This is a genomic window from Helicobacter cynogastricus (assembly GCF_900197855.1).
Taxonomy (GTDB): Bacteria; Campylobacterota; Campylobacteria; order Campylobacterales; family Helicobacteraceae; genus Helicobacter; species Helicobacter cynogastricus.
Genome location: NZ_FZMQ01000005.1, coordinates 72,897 through 88,114, shown reverse-complemented (window position 1 = coordinate 88,114; position 15,218 = coordinate 72,897). Strand labels below are relative to the sequence as shown.

Genomic DNA, 15,218 nt, shown 5'->3' with positions numbered 1-15,218 from the left:
ACTTGAGTGTAATAAGGCTTTTTGAGCGTGGCTTTCAGACTTTCTGCAGCCCTTTGTGCACCCTCTTGGTTTCTAAATGCACCCACTTGCAAAGAAAAACTTCCCCCGCTAACACTTTTTTGACTTTCGCCGACTTTAAATTCCTGCTTGAGTGCGTTAGATTGGGGGGCTTTTTCTAAAGTCTTTTGGTATTGTTTGGAGATCACTCCCCCAAAACCCAGCACTTCCAATTTGACAGGCGCAACTCCTTTGCCCACCATATCAATGTCATGGGCAGCTACATTAGAAAGGTCGATGATTCGGTTAGCCACAAAAGGACCACGATCATTGATACGAACAATGGTACTTTTATTATTATCCTTGTTAGTAACCTTGACAATTGTATTCATGGGTAGAGTTTTATTGGCTGCTGTATGAGCATACATGTTATAAGTCTCGCCATTGCTAGTGCGTTTGGCATGGAAATTTGGTCCATACCAGCTAGCATACCCATCAAAGGTTTGGCCGACATTCACCTTAGTAGGATAATACATTTTGCTTCCCACGCGATAAGGGCGCATGGTAGCGCGCTGAATCGCCTCAGAGTCGCGCATGCCCGCTGTCAAACTATTAGCAGGGACATGAGCTATGTCCTCCTCTTGCACTTCCTTATCGTCTCCTCGTTGTGGCCTATTATGTCCTTTTGAGGATTTATGAGTATGTCTGTGCCAAAATGACCTTTTTGGAGGAGGCGAAGAGCCATCAAAATCTAGCGCATCCTTGTAGGCACGCAAACTTTCTTGTTTGGCAAATAGAGAATGAGAGCTCTCATTTGTTGTGGCTTCCTGCGCACATCCTACAAACAACCCCAGTGCTCCAAGACACACCAAATATAAACCTTTAGATACCATAAAAACTCATTTGAAAGCAACTCGTTTAAAATCTCTGCGATCTTTGCGCAAAATAGGAATCACTAAATGTTGGTTACGACTCAAACGCGCACTTTTGAGGTGATTAGTTTTTTTAATGAGAGCTACACTGGTGTGGAATTTATGAGCGATAGAGCTTAGGGTTTCCCTAGGACGCACGCGATGCGTTACAAGCGCACTCAAGGGGTAAGAGGGCACATAGTGCTGTTTAAAATAAGCAAGCTTTTCATAAGGAATATAGACCATATAAGCTTTATTTGGAGGTAAAAAATTATAGTGGAATTGCTCATTATAAGATTTAAACTCTGCTAGCGAAAGACGCGCGCTTTGAGCGATGTGAGAGAGCAAAGTCCCTCCATGCATTTTCAAGGCTACAAGACTGGTGCGCGCCCCCCGATTTAATAGGTACTCCTTATGTTGCAACGCATCTAGGTTGTTAAAGGCGATAGCTAAACTCAAGATTGAGCGGATATAACCACGCGTTTCTCTAGGGATGAATTTCTTTTCATCATCTAGCAACACATTAATGTCATCACTTCCAGCTGCTTGAATGGCTTCTAATACCCTTCTAGGGCCGTAATTGTAGGCCATAGCGACTAAATACCATTGCTTAGTTTGTCTATAAAGCATATGCAAATACTTAATAGCAGCTTGGGTACTTTTGATAGGATCGCGCCTTTCATCCACGAAAGAATTGACTTCCAAACCTAACATTCTAGCCGTTTCAGGCATGAGTTGCCAAATGCCTACAGCTTTTTTGACACTATAGGCCTTGGTAGAGAAATTAGACTCAGCCATCGCTAAAAACAAAAACTCCACAGGAATATCTGCCTGAATAAGCATGCTTTTAATAGTGGGGATAAAAACCCCATTGCTGTCATAGCGTTTCACAAACTGATCCCAAGCTTCCTGCACTCCTTGCAGAGTTTGGGAATTATCTACACTGGCTAAAAAACGCGCATCCACTCCAAAACCATTGAGGGGTTTGAGATTAAGGGCGGTATTGATGGGCTGGGCGTGGGCAAAACTCTGCCATGCTAATAAAGCAGCTATTACAAGTGCATGTTTCATTAAGAGACCTTAGCACGAGGCATTAGGCCAAAAAGCGTTGTGGCGTTGGTGTTGATTGTGTGTGCCAAATCTATAGGTTTCACTTTTATAAGTTCTGAGAGCTTTTGAAGAATTAAAGGGATGTGCTTAGGTTCATTGCGCGTACCTCTGAAGGGGTGAGGAGTAAGATAGGGGGCATCAGTTTCCACAAGCAAACGATCCATGGGAATTTGGGGCAGGACACTTTGGAGATGTTTGGCGTTTTTAAAGGTCGCCACACCCCCAATGCCATAGTAGAAATTTTCAGAAAGATTCAACAAAATTGCATCTCCATTAAAGCAATGCAACACTCCGCGCAAGCGCGGGTAGGCTTTGATAATATCATAGGCATCTTGGCTAGCTTCCCGAATGTGCACAATTAAGGGTTTTTGATATTCTAAGGCTAATTCTATTTGCGCCTTAAAAATTTCCTTTTGATAGGTTTTTGTATGCTCATCGCTGGAATCTAGGCGGTGGTAGTCTAAGCCACATTCACCCACCCCGACACATTGAGGATGTTGAACATAGCGTTTCAATTCTGCAAGATCAAAGTGCTGACAATCTAGGGGGTGCACACCTACAGCAAAATAAAGCTCTTCATAAGAAGAGCACAAACTCAAAGCTCTTGGTAAATCCTTAGGATCGGCTCCGGGGATGATCGCTTGCAACATCCCCGCCTCCTTAGCATTCTCCAAAACCCGCTCCACATCCGCATTATAAAGATGGTGATCTAAATGGCAATGTGTGTCTATCCACTCCAACATCGAATCCTCCGCGTAATTTGTTCTAATTATATTATAATCCTAGAGGATATGATTAAATCTGAAGGGAGCTTTATGTTTAGCGGTGTGATTAGCCAAATTGCCCCCATTAAAGCCTTTAATCACAATGTGTTAGAAATTTTAAGCCCTTATCGTCCCAAATTAGGGGATAGTATTGCTGTCAATGGGGCGTGTTTGACCGCCATTAGGCTTTTTAAGGGAGGTTTTGCCCTAGAGTTGAGCGCGCACACCCAAAAATCCATTGCTTTAGAAAATTACACGCCCCCCCAGCGTGTGCATATTGAACCCGCATTAAGAGTAAGCGATCGCCTTGATGGGCATTTGGTGCAGGGACATATTGATGCGATCGGAGAGGTAGCAGAAATCAAGCCTACAGCCAATCAAGTGAACATGCGTATCCAAGCCCCGCGCGCTTTTTTGCGTCTGTGTATCCCGCATGGCTCTGTGTCTGTGGATGGGGTGAGCCTCACTTTAAGTGCGGTGCACTCTGAGAGTTTTAGTCTGACCATCATCCCCTATACCTTTGAGAATACTCTTTTTGCCAGCTACCAAAAGGGGCGGCGGGTCAATTTAGAGAGCGATCTTTTAGTGCGTGCGGTAGCGCACTTGCTCAAAACCCCTACTACGCCCAGCTGGCAAGAGATTGACACTCTTATGATGAGTTATTGATGAGTCTACCCAAAGCGGTCGCTCTGGCTTATAATGTAGGGCAAGATAGTGCGCCTAAGGTTGTGGCAAGCGGGGTGGGAGTGATCGCGCGTGCAATCATGGATAAGGCTAAGGCCTTTGATGTGCCCTTATTTTGCAATGAGGCGTTGGTAGAGTCACTCCTAGATGTGTCCTTAGATACGCCTATTCCCCCTGAACTCTATGCGAGCGTGGTTGAGGTCTTTATTTGGTTACAACATGCTGAAAGCGGAGCACAGATGAGCTAGACAAAAAGGGAGGTTTCAAGGGGTGAGATGTCAATTTGTCCTGTTTGATAAAAGTATTTGCGCAAGACTAGAAAGGCTACCCATTCTTCTAGGGGGGTAGTGAAAGCGTGCACATAGGCGTTTGCGTTGGCAATAATCTCTAAACAAGCCTTAGGGTGCGTGCTAAAAAACTCTAGTTGCGCCTCTACATCGCTATAGTCATCTTTAATAGGAATGTAGTGTACATTAGGAAGCAATTGACTTTCCAAAAAGAAACTTTCAAACTTTGGCTGAGGCATCAGAGCAATAGAATTAGAGCTTAAAATCCATTTGAGGTTGCTGGCTACATCATAACCTTCTAGCGAGAGAATAAATTTATATTCTAGGTGCGTGGTAATGCTTGCTTTTGACTTGCTGAAAGGGTTCAAATGAGGGGCCTGCACGCCCACATGACCTAAATCCATCAAGGGGTGGTTAAAATAGCGTTGCAAGAAATCTAGGCGATGAGGTTGCATGCACGCGCCCCTAAAAAAGAGTTTATTCTGCTTAGAATTGAAAGGAATGTTAGAAGCAGGGAAAATATATTTAAAGTGCCGTCTTGTATCTAAGGGCAAGAGAACATTGTAAGAATACTTGGTAATGGGAATGGGTCTGCTCTTACAAAGAGAGGGAAATAGCAAATTATAATTCACATCGCCATATTCAAGATGGTAATGCAAATCTTGGGGGAAAAATCTAAAATGCGCCATAAAATCATAATAGTAACGGCTTCCTAGCGATAGACCTTTGATGAGTCCCAAAGGAGTCGGATGGATTTGCGAGTGGGGGGGCAACATACATGCTTTTTGGACACGCTTTTTAAGGGTTTCTAGTGCGTCATCAGACAAATTCTTGAGTTGATCTAGGCGTTTCTCATATCTTAAATTTTGATAGGGAAGATAGGGTTGCAGACATAGAAGCAAAGATTTTAGATTATAGATTAGGGCATTTTGTGCGTGTTTCATTCTTAAAATCTAGCATATTTTGCGCAAACTAATTAAGATTTACTCAAAATTCTGTATAATTCTCCGTGCAGTCTAACACAATATTGAATGCCACAAGGAGGATTAAATGTTAGAAATTAGATGGCATGCGAGGGCTGGGCAGGGTGCAGTAACCGGTGCTAAGGGCCTAGCCGATGTGCTCACCACCACCGGCAAAGAAGTACAAGGCTTTGCCTTTTATGGCTCGGCCAAAAGAGGTGCTGCCATGACCGCCTATAACCGCATCGATTCAGAACCCATTTTAAACCATGAAAAATTTATGAAGCCAGATTATGTTTTAGTGATCGACCCAGGTTTAACTTTCATCACTGATATTACAGAGGATGAAAAACCCAATACAACCTATATCATCACAACTCACCTCAGCAAAGAGGAATTGTTTGAGAAAAAGCCCAATTTGGCGAGTAAAAAGGTCTACACCTTAGATTGTATTAAAATCGCCATGGATACCATCAAACGCCCCATTCCCAACACGCCCATGCTAGGAGCTTTAATGAGAGTATCTGGCATGCTGGAGTTGGAATTTTTTAAAAATACCTTTAAAGAGGTGTTGGGTAAAAAAATGCCACAAACTTTGATTGATGCTAACATGATGGCCATTGATCAAGCCTACGCCCAAGTACAATAAAGGATACCTATGAAGAATTGGCAAGAATTTGAAATTGGCGCAGTGCTTTTCCCCTTTGAGAAACAAGGGCAGGAGGAATTAGGCAAGCACAATGATGAACGCGCCTACACTAAAGAAAGCTCTTTTACCGCGAGCGTTTCGCATTGGCGCGTGGAAAAACCCGTGCACAATAAAGAAGTGTGTATTAATTGCTTTAACTGCTGGGTGTATTGCCCAGATGCCTCTATTCTCTCCAGAGAAGGTAAGATGAGCGGAGTGGATTACGAACATTGCAAGGGTTGCGGGGTGTGCGTGGATGTCTGCCCCACTAACCCAAAATCTCTGCTCATGTTTGACAATTTAGAGCCTGTAGAAGAAGCACTCACAAAATGGCCACAAAAATCTGAGGGCCTAAAGAAGAAAAGTTACCGCACAGAAGGGGGTTATAATGGGCTCTAATTACCATTTGAACGAAGTTGAAGCATGGGATGGGTGTACCGCTAGCGCGCACGCGCTTAGGCAAGCCCAAGTAGATGTGGTAGCTGCCTACCCGATTACCCCCTCTACGCCCATTATCCAAAACTACGGCTCTTTTAAAGACAATGGTTATATTGATGGGGAATTTGTACTTGTAGAATCTGAACATGCTGCTATGAGCGCGTGCGTGGGTGCGGCCGCTGCTGGAGGGCGGGTTAGCACGGCGACTAGCTCGCAAGGTTTCGCTCTAATGACTGAAGTGCTTTATCAAGCCTCTGGCATGCGCTTACCCATTGTGCTCAATGTGGCTAACCGCGCTTTAGCCGCCCCGCTCAATATCCACTGCGATCACTCGGATATGTACTTAGGGCGTGATAGCGGTTGGATTAGCCTATGCACTTGCAACCCTCAAGAGGTCTATGACTTTACTTTAATGGCTTTCAAACTAGCAGAACATAAGGAAGTACGCGTGCCTGTCATGGTGCATCAAGATGGTTTCTTGTCCTCTCACACCGTGCAGAATGTGCGCACACTCTCTGATAGCGTGGCCTATAAATTCGTGGGCGATTATGAGAGTGTGCACCCTCTGCTAGACTTTGATAAACCCGTGAGCTTTGGTGCGCAGGCTGAGGAAGAATGGCATTTTGAACACAAAGCCAAATTACACCATGCGATCATGCACTCTAGCTCTGTGTTAGAGGGTGTTTTTAACGACTTTGCCAAGATCACAGGCAGACAATACCACTTGGTAGAAACTTTCCAAACCAGTGATGCAGAAGTGATTATTTTTGCACTGGGCACGACTTGGGAATCTGCCATTGTAGCGGCCAAAAAAGCGCGCGAACAGGGTGTTAAAGCAGGCGTAGTAACCACGCATGTACTGCGCCCCTTCCCCTTTGAAGCGGTGGCTAACGCGCTCAAAAATGCCAAAGCGGTCGCGCTGATGGATCGCAGTTCTCCTTCTGGAGCGCTGGGCGCGCTCTTTAACGAAGTGGCTGCAAGCCTCTATCAAGCCCCCGGTTCTAAACGCCCCGTCTTGAGCAATTACATTTACGGGCTAGGGGGTCGGGATTTGACTCAAGCCCACCTAGATAGCATTTTTGAGGCGTTGGTTCAGGACGCTAAAAAAGGCGGACTCACCCATCCCACCCAACAATTCATCGGGCTACATGGGCCTGAGTTGTCTTATTTTTAAAGGAGAGTGCATGGTTAAAGAAGTAAAAACACTCAAAAGTTTTAGCCAATCGGCTGAAAAGTTCGAAGGTTCGCACCTACTCTGCCCGGGTTGTGGGCATGGGATCATTGTGCGTGAAGTACTCAACGCTGTAGAGGGTCCTATCGTGCTAGGTAATTCTACTGGTTGCTTGGAAGTCTGCTCTGCAGTGTATCCGCACACCTCTTGGGATGTGCCTTGGATTCATATTGGCTTTGAAAATGGCTCGACAGCTATTAGTGGGGTAGAGAGCATGTACAAGGCTCTCGCGCGCAAGGGCAAATACACTGGGCAACGCCCTAAATTTGTCGCCTTTGGGGGGGATGGCGCGAGCTATGACATCGGGTTTCAATTCATCAGTGGTTGTATGGAACGCGGGCATGACATCACTTACATCTGCCTAGATAATGAGAACTACGCCAACACCGGCGGGCAACGCAGTGGCAGTACCCCTATGGGCGCGAGCACTAGCACCACTCCAGCGGGTAAAGTGAGCTATGGCAAAAAAGAGCGTAAGAAAGATTTGACCTTGATCATGGCAGCCCATGGTATTCCTTATGCTGCGCAAATGGCGCCCAATAAGTGGAAGGACATGAACAAAAAAATCAAAACCGCCTTGGACACTGAGGGCCCTTGCTTTATCAACGCTTTGAGTCCCTGCCCTACTGAGTGGAAATACCATTCCTCTTTAGCCATTGAAATGACAGATTTAGCCGTAGATTGCTTGATTTTCCCTCTCTTTGAAGTGTTCCATGGCCAAGAGCTCAAAATCACCTACCGTCCGCGCAATATCTTACCTGTGCGCGATTATCTAGGGCCTCAAAAACGCTTTGCCCACCTCTTTAAAAAGGAAAACGAGCACATCATTGAAGCCCTGCAAAAAGATGTAGACGCGCGTTGGGAATATTTACAACGCAGAGAAGAGGCCAAAGTTTAATGCTAGAGCGCTACGCTAGAGAGGCGATGACGCGCCTCTGGAGCGAACAGCATAAGTTTGAAACCTACCTACAGGTGGAAAAGGCGGTGGCTAAGGGTTGGCACGCCTTAGGACTGATGGATTCTCAGACTTGCGATCAAATCCAGCAGGCCAGTTTTCAGCTAGAAGACATCCATCATTTTGAAAAAACTACCAAGCATGACATCATCGCCTTCATCCAAGCAGTGAGCAAAACCTTAGGCGATTCTGAGCGTTTTTTTCACTATGGAATCACCTCTAGTGATTGCATTGACACCGCCCTAGCCCTGCTCATCAAGCAGAGTTTAGCCCTTATTATTGAGGACATGCACGAACTTTTAAGTGTGCTTAAAGCGCGCGCTTACGAGTTTAAAGAGGTGGTCATGGTAGGCAGGAGCCATGGGGTGCATGGCGAGCCCATCGCCTTTGGGTTGGTGTGGGCGTTGTGGTATGATGACATGCGCGCGCACCTTAAAGCCCTGCAAGAGGTGAGTAAAGAGGTCAGCGTAGGGATGATCAGCGGGGCAATGGGCAACATGGCGCATAGCCCCTTTGAACTAGAAGAATTGGTCTGTCAGGAATTGGGCTTGGGAGTGGCTAAAATTAGCAATCAAGTCATCTCTAGGGAACGCCACGCGCGTGTGTGCAACGCCCTAGCTTTACTAGCAAGCAGTTGTGAAAAGATCGCCATTAATATCCGCCACTACCAACGCACGGAAGTTTACGAAGCTGAAGAGGCTTTTAGCGTGGGGCAAAAGGGCAGTTCGGCCATGCCCCACAAGCGTAACCCCGTTTTGAGCGAAAATATCACCGGCTTAGCGCGCATGATTCGCGCTTATGCGATCCCGATGATGGAAAATGTCGCCCTTTGGCATGAAAGAGATATTAGTCATAGCTCGGTAGAACGATTCGTGCTCCCAGACGCGTTTATCACCCTAGATTTTCTCTTGCACCGCCTCACCAATCTTTTAAAAGATTTGGTCGTTTATCCGGAAAACATGCGTAGGAATTTAGAGCGCACGGGGGGGCTGGTCTTTTCCCAACGCGTGCTCTTAGAATTACCCAAACTAGGCTTTAGCAAGGCGCAAAGTTATGCCATTGTGCAAGAAAACGCCATGCGCGTGTGGGCACTCTTGCAACAAGGCCAGAACGCGAGCTTTTTAGAACACCTTTTAGCCGAAGAGCGTTTAAAAGAAGTGGATCGCGCTCTCATTACCGATTGCTTTGAAACAGATTATTATCTACGCCAAATCCCGCGTATTTTCGCTCGCGTCTTTGGGGATTAAAGCCTTACAACCTTAAATCTTTGGGTACTCAACCCAAAGATTTCTCTTTAAAAACTCTTAAATCTTCCACCTCTAACATCTTTATTACTATTTTGTTACTATTTTGTTACTAATTTTTACTTTTTAATGTTTATTTCTCCCTCTTAGTGCGTTTTGCTTGACAGGGGGGGGGGGGGGTAGAATATCATTATAAATATTTCAAAAGAGGAGTTGGCATGTTTTTAGGCGCGTTAAATACAGAGGAAAAGCAGGCGTTTTTACAGATCGCCCACCATTTTGCTTGGAGCAATCATGATTTTTCAGACGCACAAAAGGGTGTGATCGCCACTTATTGCTTAGAAATGCAGATTGAGGACATCGCTTACGATGCTGACAAATTCGATCTAGCGACCACTTTAAAGACTTTTAAGCAAAAAGAACACCAAAAAATCGTGTTGTTAGAAACTATGGCACTCGCAATGGCAGATCGCTTAACCCACTTGGAAGCCTTGCATGAGGGCGAAAAGGAGGTGTTGGACACAATGATTAAAACCTTTGGGCTAGAACCTAATTTAGCCACTATTTACGCAGACTGGACTAAGGCGATGCTAGTGCTTACCGATCAGGGTAAGAATTTAATTAATCTTTAGCATGGGTTTTCCTTGCACTATTTGCGGGGCGTGTTGCCGTAATATCAGTGGAGTTAAAGAGCTTGCCCCCTTTGATTTGGGTAATGGCGTGTGTCGCCATTTAGACACACAGACGAATCGTTGTTTGATCTATGAGAATCGCCCCCAAATTTGCAGGGTAGATACCATGTATGAAAAGGTGTTTTACAAACACTATAGCCTAGAGGAATTTTACACCCTCAATCTCAAAGCCTGCCAGATGTTGCAGGAAAAAGAGGGAGCTTTGCGTAGCAAAGCCACAGAGGATCAAAGTTAAAAAAATCAAATCAGGAGAACAAATGCCTTTACCATTTATTCTTTGGGGCGCAGCGGCCTTAGCTGCAGGATATGGAATTAAAAAGGGTATGGATGCCCACGATGATATGCAAGAAATTAAAAAATTGCACGAAGAGGCCAAGAGCAAACACGACAAAGCAAAACATAACCTGACTAACATGCAAAATCAGGCTAGAAACACCTTTGAATCTCTAGGGGAACTGCAGTATGCCATCTCTCTAACTAGCGTTGAAAAATACAAGGAGATTATTGACAAGCTTCAAGTTACCCATGATCAAGGATGGCTACAAGTTTTTGGACAGGAGAGCATGGATCACCTTAAAAGAGTTGAAACCTCGATTGTAGATTTAGAAACAGCTATTGGAGGCGCACTAGCAGGAGTTGGAGCTGGGGCAATGGCAGGCTTTGGAGCTTGGGGGGCGATTGGATTATTGGGCAGTGCCTCCACAGGGACAGCGATTAGCACCTTAAGCGGTGCAGCGGCTACAAATGCTACGCTTGCATGGCTTGGGGGTGGGAGTTTAGCCTCTGGAGGATTTGGTATAGCTGGAGGCACTTTAGTTTTTGGTGGATTGATTGCTGCACCTGTGATCGCCGTGGCTGCCTCTGTCTTTGCGGCTAAAGCGGCAGAAAAGAAACTAGAGGCAAAAGCCTACCATGACAGCGTTTTAGCTGTGTGTGAGACTATGAAATCCATGGGACTAACATGGAGACACATTAAGTATAAATCGATAGAAAAATGCCGCACTTTAGTCAAGTTAGACACACATTTTGAAAAGTCTTTAGAGCTTGTAGAGGGATATATGGAGGCTAAGGGCTTGGAGGCAAGCGCATGGAACGCTCAAGAGCAACTAGAACTAAAAACCTTGATGCAACAGGCAGAAACCCTTGTAACAACTATCAATGCACCCATTATGGACAGAACAGAACCCCTCGTGCAAGAACTTATGGCGCATCAAGAAAAATGCCAAAAATTGATGCAGGAAATTCAAGAAAAATGGGGCGAAAGCTCATCTCAAGTAAAGGAGTAAAAGATGTTTCTTGAGGACGAACAAAAAAGCATTGTAAAAGCCATTGAAGAGTTTAAAGAATTTAAAGAGGGGGTAGTAGCGGGCAGTTTAAAACGCTATTGTGCCCTGCAACGTCGCCGTTTAGAGCCTGAAAAGTTTTTACAAGAGAAGTTACAAGGGTGGGATGAGACAGGCATTTACTTGGGTGTGGATGGGTGGAATGATGCAGACACTGCAGCGGCATTTGCAGTTCTTGTTCCACAAACAGCGTTGGAGCAAAAAGTGGGGGCAGTGATTAAGGCTGTACAAGAACATGAATTGGAGTTATTGGAATTAGCAGAAGCAGCCCCTGACATTTCTAGCAAGTTGAACCAAGCCTCGATGATGTGCTTGCAATTTCATATAGGCCTTATAACCAAGAAAAAGAAATTAGAAGAAGCTAACCAAGCCTTAGAGGATTTGTTAGACAAGGCGGATAAAATGAACATACAAGATGCGCGCCAAGAAGCCTTAGATACGCCTGAGAAAGTGCAATTTGTAGAAGACATGAAAAAACAGACACAGCAACTTTTGAAACTTCTAAAAGAGCCCATTGTTGGTAAAGATGAACCCTTACTAAAGAAGTTTAAAATGCAACCCGCCTATGTTAAAAAGATGATGATGCAAAAAATTTATGGCGACAATGACAAAAGGATCAATTTCTTTTTAGCCTTGCGGCAACAATTTTGTCTACCCCCTAAGCAACCAGATGGGCAAGCGCATGGCAAATAAAGCTTTTTATAAGGAAGTGATCGAGGAGATCGGCACACAGACTTTAGCCCGCTTGGGACTCAATATTTTTAGTCTCAACACTTATGGAGCTTATGGGGCAAGTGTAGCGATGAGCGCGGACAGCTTTAGGGCGTATGAGCGACACAAAAACAATCCCCAATATTTTGGGCAGACTTTTGAGGAGCTAGACAGCGGACAGCGCAATATCCAAGATGCATTTTTAAACACGGGGCATAAGACCTACACCACAGACACCCTAGCTGACATTAAAAAGGTGCAGAGCATTTTAGCCAGCCATAAAAAGCTAGACAATCTTAGCCCCAAAGACCAAGCAAAAGTGGAGCACATTTTAGCCCTGTATGGCGATGAAGTGAAGCACATGGATTTTAGCAAGCTTGGCGATTTTGCACGCACTAACCACAATACCACAGACACAATCACCCTAGATAAAGATGGTAATGTGATCAACACCGCCCAACTCAAGGTGATTAAAGACACAAAAGGGTTATTAGAGGATCGCTACTTGGAGAGTGGGGTGGATTTGCGCATGCCCTACGAGGATTACAAACGCCACAAAGAAAACTTAGAGAAAATGGTCGCAAAGGGCGGAGATGAAGCCAAAAAGGCGCAGATGGCCCTAGACAAACTCAACGCCAACAACACAACCAACCGCTGGATGTGCGAAAACCCTAGAGTCAGCGCGCTGATGACCCAAAGCGTGGTGGCTAGTGGGCACATCGCCCAAGCGGGTTTGAGTGATGCGATCGTCTTTAGCCTTTCTACTCTAGCTAGTGGAGTGGTGTGGGAAATTAAAGACATGTACACCAAACACCCCGTAGATACAGACACGAGCATTTTAGAGCGGATCAAACGGCTTTTAAATAAAACCCTAGAGGCTTTTAAGAGCGCGTTTAAGAGAGGGGCTGGCTTTGGGGCGATCGATGTAGCTGTAAACATTGTGGGGCAGATTTTTAAAAGTATTGCCGGGTCTTTGCGCCAACTTTGGCATGCCATCAGAAATGCGGCTAAATCCATCTACAACGGCATTGTCTCTTACATCAAGGGGGAGATTAAGAGTTTTGGGGATTTACTCAAAACTATTTTAAAATCCTTGTTTAGTGCGGCGTGGGTGGTCGCTACTGTGGGACTAGAAAAGAGTTTAGAGGCGAAATTAGCCGTAATCGCGCCCCCGTTAGCCCCCTTTGTCGCGCCTATTTTAGCCATTGTGGCAGGGGCTTTTGCTGTGGTGGTGAGTCATAGAAGTATCGATATGGCATTAGATTCTCTCTTTAGCGCATTTGTGGCTCGTGATCGTGCCAAAATGCACGCTGAGGAGATCGTCCAATTAGTAGAAACACACTTGCCCGCCCTGATGGCTAAGAGAGAAGAACTAGAAGCCCTGATCGCCTCCACCCATCAAGAACGCTTGATGGCACTAGATGCGTGCTTTAAAGATTATGAGCACGCCTACGCCCATTGCGATGGAGGTAAAATTTACAATGCCTTGAATGGCATTTGTCAACTCTATGGAGGTGAATTATCCGTGAAAACGATGCAGGATGTCCAAACTATTTTGGAAAACCCTAACCGCACGGGCAAATTGCGCTGGTGATTTGTGGAGTTTTAAGCTATTTTTTAGTGCAATAAAATATAGTCTTGCCATCTAACTTAAAAGAACCTAAAATGAAAGTCGCCGTTTTGATGAGTGGAGGGGTGGATAGCTCTTATAGCGCGTATTTATTGCAACAAGCTAGGCATGAGTTGCTAGGAGTCTATCTCAAGTTACATGGCAAAGAAGAAAAACATGCGGTATATATCCGCAACTGCCAAGAAGTGGCAAAGTTTTTAAATATCCCCTTTGAGGTGGTGGACTTACAGACTGAGTTTAAACAAGGCGTTTATGACGCGTTTGTGCAAGCCTATGAGCAAGGGCAAACCCCCAACCCGTGCGCGCTGTGCAACCCCTTGATGAAATTTGGACTAGGCTTAGAGTTTGCTCTAAAACAAGGATGTGAAAAAATCGCCACCGGGCATTATGCGCGCTTAGAGAAGGTGGGGGGAGTGTTGCGCATTAAAGAGGCCAAAGACATTAGTAAGGATCAAAGTTATTTTCTCTACGCTCTGCCTCAAAAAGCCATCGATCGCTTGCTCTTCCCCTTAGGAGATTTGCTCAAAAGTGAAATTAAACCCCTAGCCCTAGAAAAAATGCCCTTTTTAGGGGACTTGCAAACCTATAAGGAATCCCAAGAGATTTGTTTTGTGGAAACTAATTACATTGACACGCTAAAAAAACATGTGCAAGTGGATCAAGAGGGTATTGTGCGCAATCTCAAAGGAGAGGTAGTAGGCACGCACAAGGGCTATATGCATTACACCATTGGTAAGCGCAAGGGTTTTACTATCAAGGGCGCGCATGAACCCCATTTTGTAGTGGGCATTGACGCGCTTAAGAATGAGATTATCGTAGGGCAAAAGGAGGCTTTAGCTATCTGTACTTTGGAGGCGCGCAATAAATCTTTGCCTAGCAATTTTAAAGAGGGAGAATATTTAGTTAAGGTGCGCTATCGAAGCACGCCTACTAGCGCACACATTCGTTTGGAAGATGACACTATCTGCGCGCGTTTTGAAAACCCTGTTTATGGCGTGGCATTGGGGCAAGCATTAGTGATTTACGATCAAGATCGCGTCTTGGGCGGAGGGGTGATCACTAAAAGTTACGCTTAAAACTTCCAATGCAAGTTGACATGATAGGCCCCCATGTTGGAGGCACTCACATGGCTACCCATTTGGGGCAGGTGAATTTTGACATGCTTTTGAAGTTTGCTAGTAAAGTCTTCATATTGGCCCAAGTGCATGGATCGGGCCTCGTAAACCGCAACACTTTCTAAACTAGGAACAGGCTTGCCTCTAAGAAAAGCACCCAGCCTTTTCTTATAAGAATACCCCCTTCTTTCGCGGTGTTTTTTCCACACTAGCGAGTTAGGGGGCACATGATAAAACCCAAGACGGACTTCAGAACCCCAGCTTTCTAGCATATGAGCACCTGCAAAGCTTGAAAAAAACAGCGTGATGGCCAACGGCTTAACAATTCCCATCGCCATTCCTTGAAGGTAATTTATACTTTCATTCTAACATGGGCAAACTTAAGCGTTTCGCACAAGCTAGGTAGTGGGATGGGAAGTGCCAAAGAAAATGATTTTAGTTACATAATTCCACATC

Annotated in this window: 18 protein-coding genes; 13 read left to right on the top strand and 5 right to left on the bottom strand. The window is 45.1% G+C overall.

Going from position 1 to position 15,218, the window contains the following annotated elements; genetic code table 11:
* The 3 genes from C6H00_RS01645 to C6H00_RS01635 all read right to left on the bottom strand — a co-directional run.
* On the bottom strand, positions 1-890 hold an 890-nt coding region (locus C6H00_RS01645), incomplete at its 3' end, for a septal ring lytic transglycosylase RlpA family protein (protein ID WP_104749721.1).
* Positions 891-896: 6 nt separating this feature from the next.
* Positions 897-1,979 carry a lytic transglycosylase domain-containing protein gene (locus C6H00_RS01640; RefSeq protein WP_104749313.1) on the bottom strand — a complete coding sequence of 361 codons (1,083 nt, stop codon included), beginning with the start codon at positions 1,977-1,979 and terminating at the stop codon, positions 897-899.
* Positions 1,979-2,761, bottom strand: a complete 783-nt coding sequence (locus C6H00_RS01635) for a TatD family hydrolase (protein ID WP_104749312.1) — start codon at positions 2,759-2,761, stop codon at positions 1,979-1,981. Before C6H00_RS01635 ends, C6H00_RS01640 begins: the two co-directional genes overlap by 1 nt.
* Positions 2,762-2,833: 72 nt before the next feature.
* Between C6H00_RS01635 and ribE the strand changes: the two genes are divergently transcribed.
* Both ribE and C6H00_RS01625 read left to right on the top strand, forming a co-directional pair.
* Complete coding sequence (ribE, locus tag C6H00_RS01630) at positions 2,834-3,448, top strand: riboflavin synthase (RefSeq protein ID WP_104749311.1); 615 nt, start codon at positions 2,834-2,836, stop codon at positions 3,446-3,448.
* Entirely contained in the window at positions 3,448-3,714 is a 267-nt protein-coding gene (locus C6H00_RS01625; RefSeq protein WP_104749310.1) for an EscU/YscU/HrcU family type III secretion system export apparatus switch protein, read from the top strand. The genes ribE and C6H00_RS01625 overlap by 1 nt, the downstream gene beginning before the upstream one ends.
* Here C6H00_RS01625 and C6H00_RS01620 read toward each other — a convergent pair.
* Positions 3,711-4,697, bottom strand: a complete 987-nt coding sequence (locus tag C6H00_RS01620; protein WP_104749309.1) for a glycosyl transferase family 90 — start codon at positions 4,695-4,697, stop codon at positions 3,711-3,713. The genes C6H00_RS01625 and C6H00_RS01620 overlap by 4 nt on opposite strands.
* A gap of 106 nt (positions 4,698-4,803) precedes the next feature.
* On the opposite strand from C6H00_RS01620, the gene C6H00_RS01615 reads away from it, so the two are divergent.
* The 11 genes from C6H00_RS01615 (at position 4,804) to mnmA (ending at position 14,723) form a co-directional block, all read left to right on the top strand.
* Positions 4,804-5,364 carry a pyruvate flavodoxin oxidoreductase subunit gamma gene (locus tag C6H00_RS01615; protein ID WP_104749308.1) on the top strand — a complete coding sequence of 187 codons (561 nt, stop codon included), beginning with the start codon at positions 4,804-4,806 and terminating at the stop codon, positions 5,362-5,364.
* 9 nt (positions 5,365-5,373) lie between these two features.
* A complete protein-coding gene (locus tag C6H00_RS01610) occupies positions 5,374-5,802 on the top strand; it encodes a 4Fe-4S dicluster-binding protein (protein ID WP_104749307.1) in 429 nt (142 codons plus the stop codon).
* A complete protein-coding gene (locus C6H00_RS01605; protein WP_104749306.1) occupies positions 5,792-7,015 on the top strand; it encodes a 2-oxoacid:ferredoxin oxidoreductase subunit alpha in 1,224 nt (407 codons plus the stop codon). Before C6H00_RS01610 ends, C6H00_RS01605 begins: the two co-directional genes overlap by 11 nt.
* Before the next feature lie 10 nt (positions 7,016-7,025).
* On the top strand, positions 7,026-7,970 hold the full coding sequence (locus tag C6H00_RS01600) for a thiamine pyrophosphate-dependent enzyme (RefSeq protein WP_104749305.1): 945 nt from the start codon (positions 7,026-7,028) through the stop codon (positions 7,968-7,970).
* Positions 7,970-9,274, top strand: coding sequence for an adenylosuccinate lyase (purB, locus tag C6H00_RS01595; protein WP_104749304.1), 1,305 nt, complete (start codon positions 7,970-7,972; stop codon positions 9,272-9,274). The genes C6H00_RS01600 and purB overlap by 1 nt, the downstream gene beginning before the upstream one ends.
* Before the next feature lie 215 nt (positions 9,275-9,489).
* Positions 9,490-9,903 (top strand): hypothetical protein, encoded by a 414-nt coding sequence (locus tag C6H00_RS01590; RefSeq protein WP_104578830.1) that lies wholly within the window; start codon positions 9,490-9,492, stop codon positions 9,901-9,903.
* Position 9,904: 1 nt separating this feature from the next.
* A complete protein-coding gene (locus C6H00_RS01585) occupies positions 9,905-10,198 on the top strand; it encodes a YkgJ family cysteine cluster protein (RefSeq protein ID WP_104749303.1) in 294 nt (97 codons plus the stop codon).
* Between the two features lie 22 nt (positions 10,199-10,220).
* Positions 10,221-11,249, top strand: a complete 1,029-nt coding sequence (locus C6H00_RS01580) for a hypothetical protein (RefSeq protein ID WP_104749302.1) — start codon at positions 10,221-10,223, stop codon at positions 11,247-11,249.
* A 3-nt stretch (positions 11,250-11,252) separates the two neighbouring features.
* Positions 11,253-11,999: a hypothetical protein gene (locus C6H00_RS01575; protein WP_104749301.1), complete on the top strand. Its 747-nt coding sequence runs from the start codon at positions 11,253-11,255 to the stop codon at positions 11,997-11,999.
* On the top strand, positions 11,989-13,611 hold the full coding sequence (locus C6H00_RS01570) for a hypothetical protein (RefSeq protein WP_104749720.1): 1,623 nt from the start codon (positions 11,989-11,991) through the stop codon (positions 13,609-13,611). The genes C6H00_RS01575 and C6H00_RS01570 overlap by 11 nt, the downstream gene beginning before the upstream one ends.
* 71 nt (positions 13,612-13,682) lie before the next feature.
* A complete protein-coding gene (gene mnmA / locus C6H00_RS01565; protein WP_104749300.1) occupies positions 13,683-14,723 on the top strand; it encodes a tRNA 2-thiouridine(34) synthase MnmA in 1,041 nt (346 codons plus the stop codon).
* On the opposite strand, the gene C6H00_RS01560 is transcribed toward mnmA, so the two are convergent.
* A complete protein-coding gene (locus tag C6H00_RS01560; RefSeq protein ID WP_104749299.1) occupies positions 14,720-15,094 on the bottom strand; it encodes a hypothetical protein in 375 nt (124 codons plus the stop codon). The two genes, mnmA and C6H00_RS01560, sit on opposite strands and share 4 nt — an antisense overlap.
* Between the last annotated feature and the right edge of the window lie 124 nt (positions 15,095-15,218).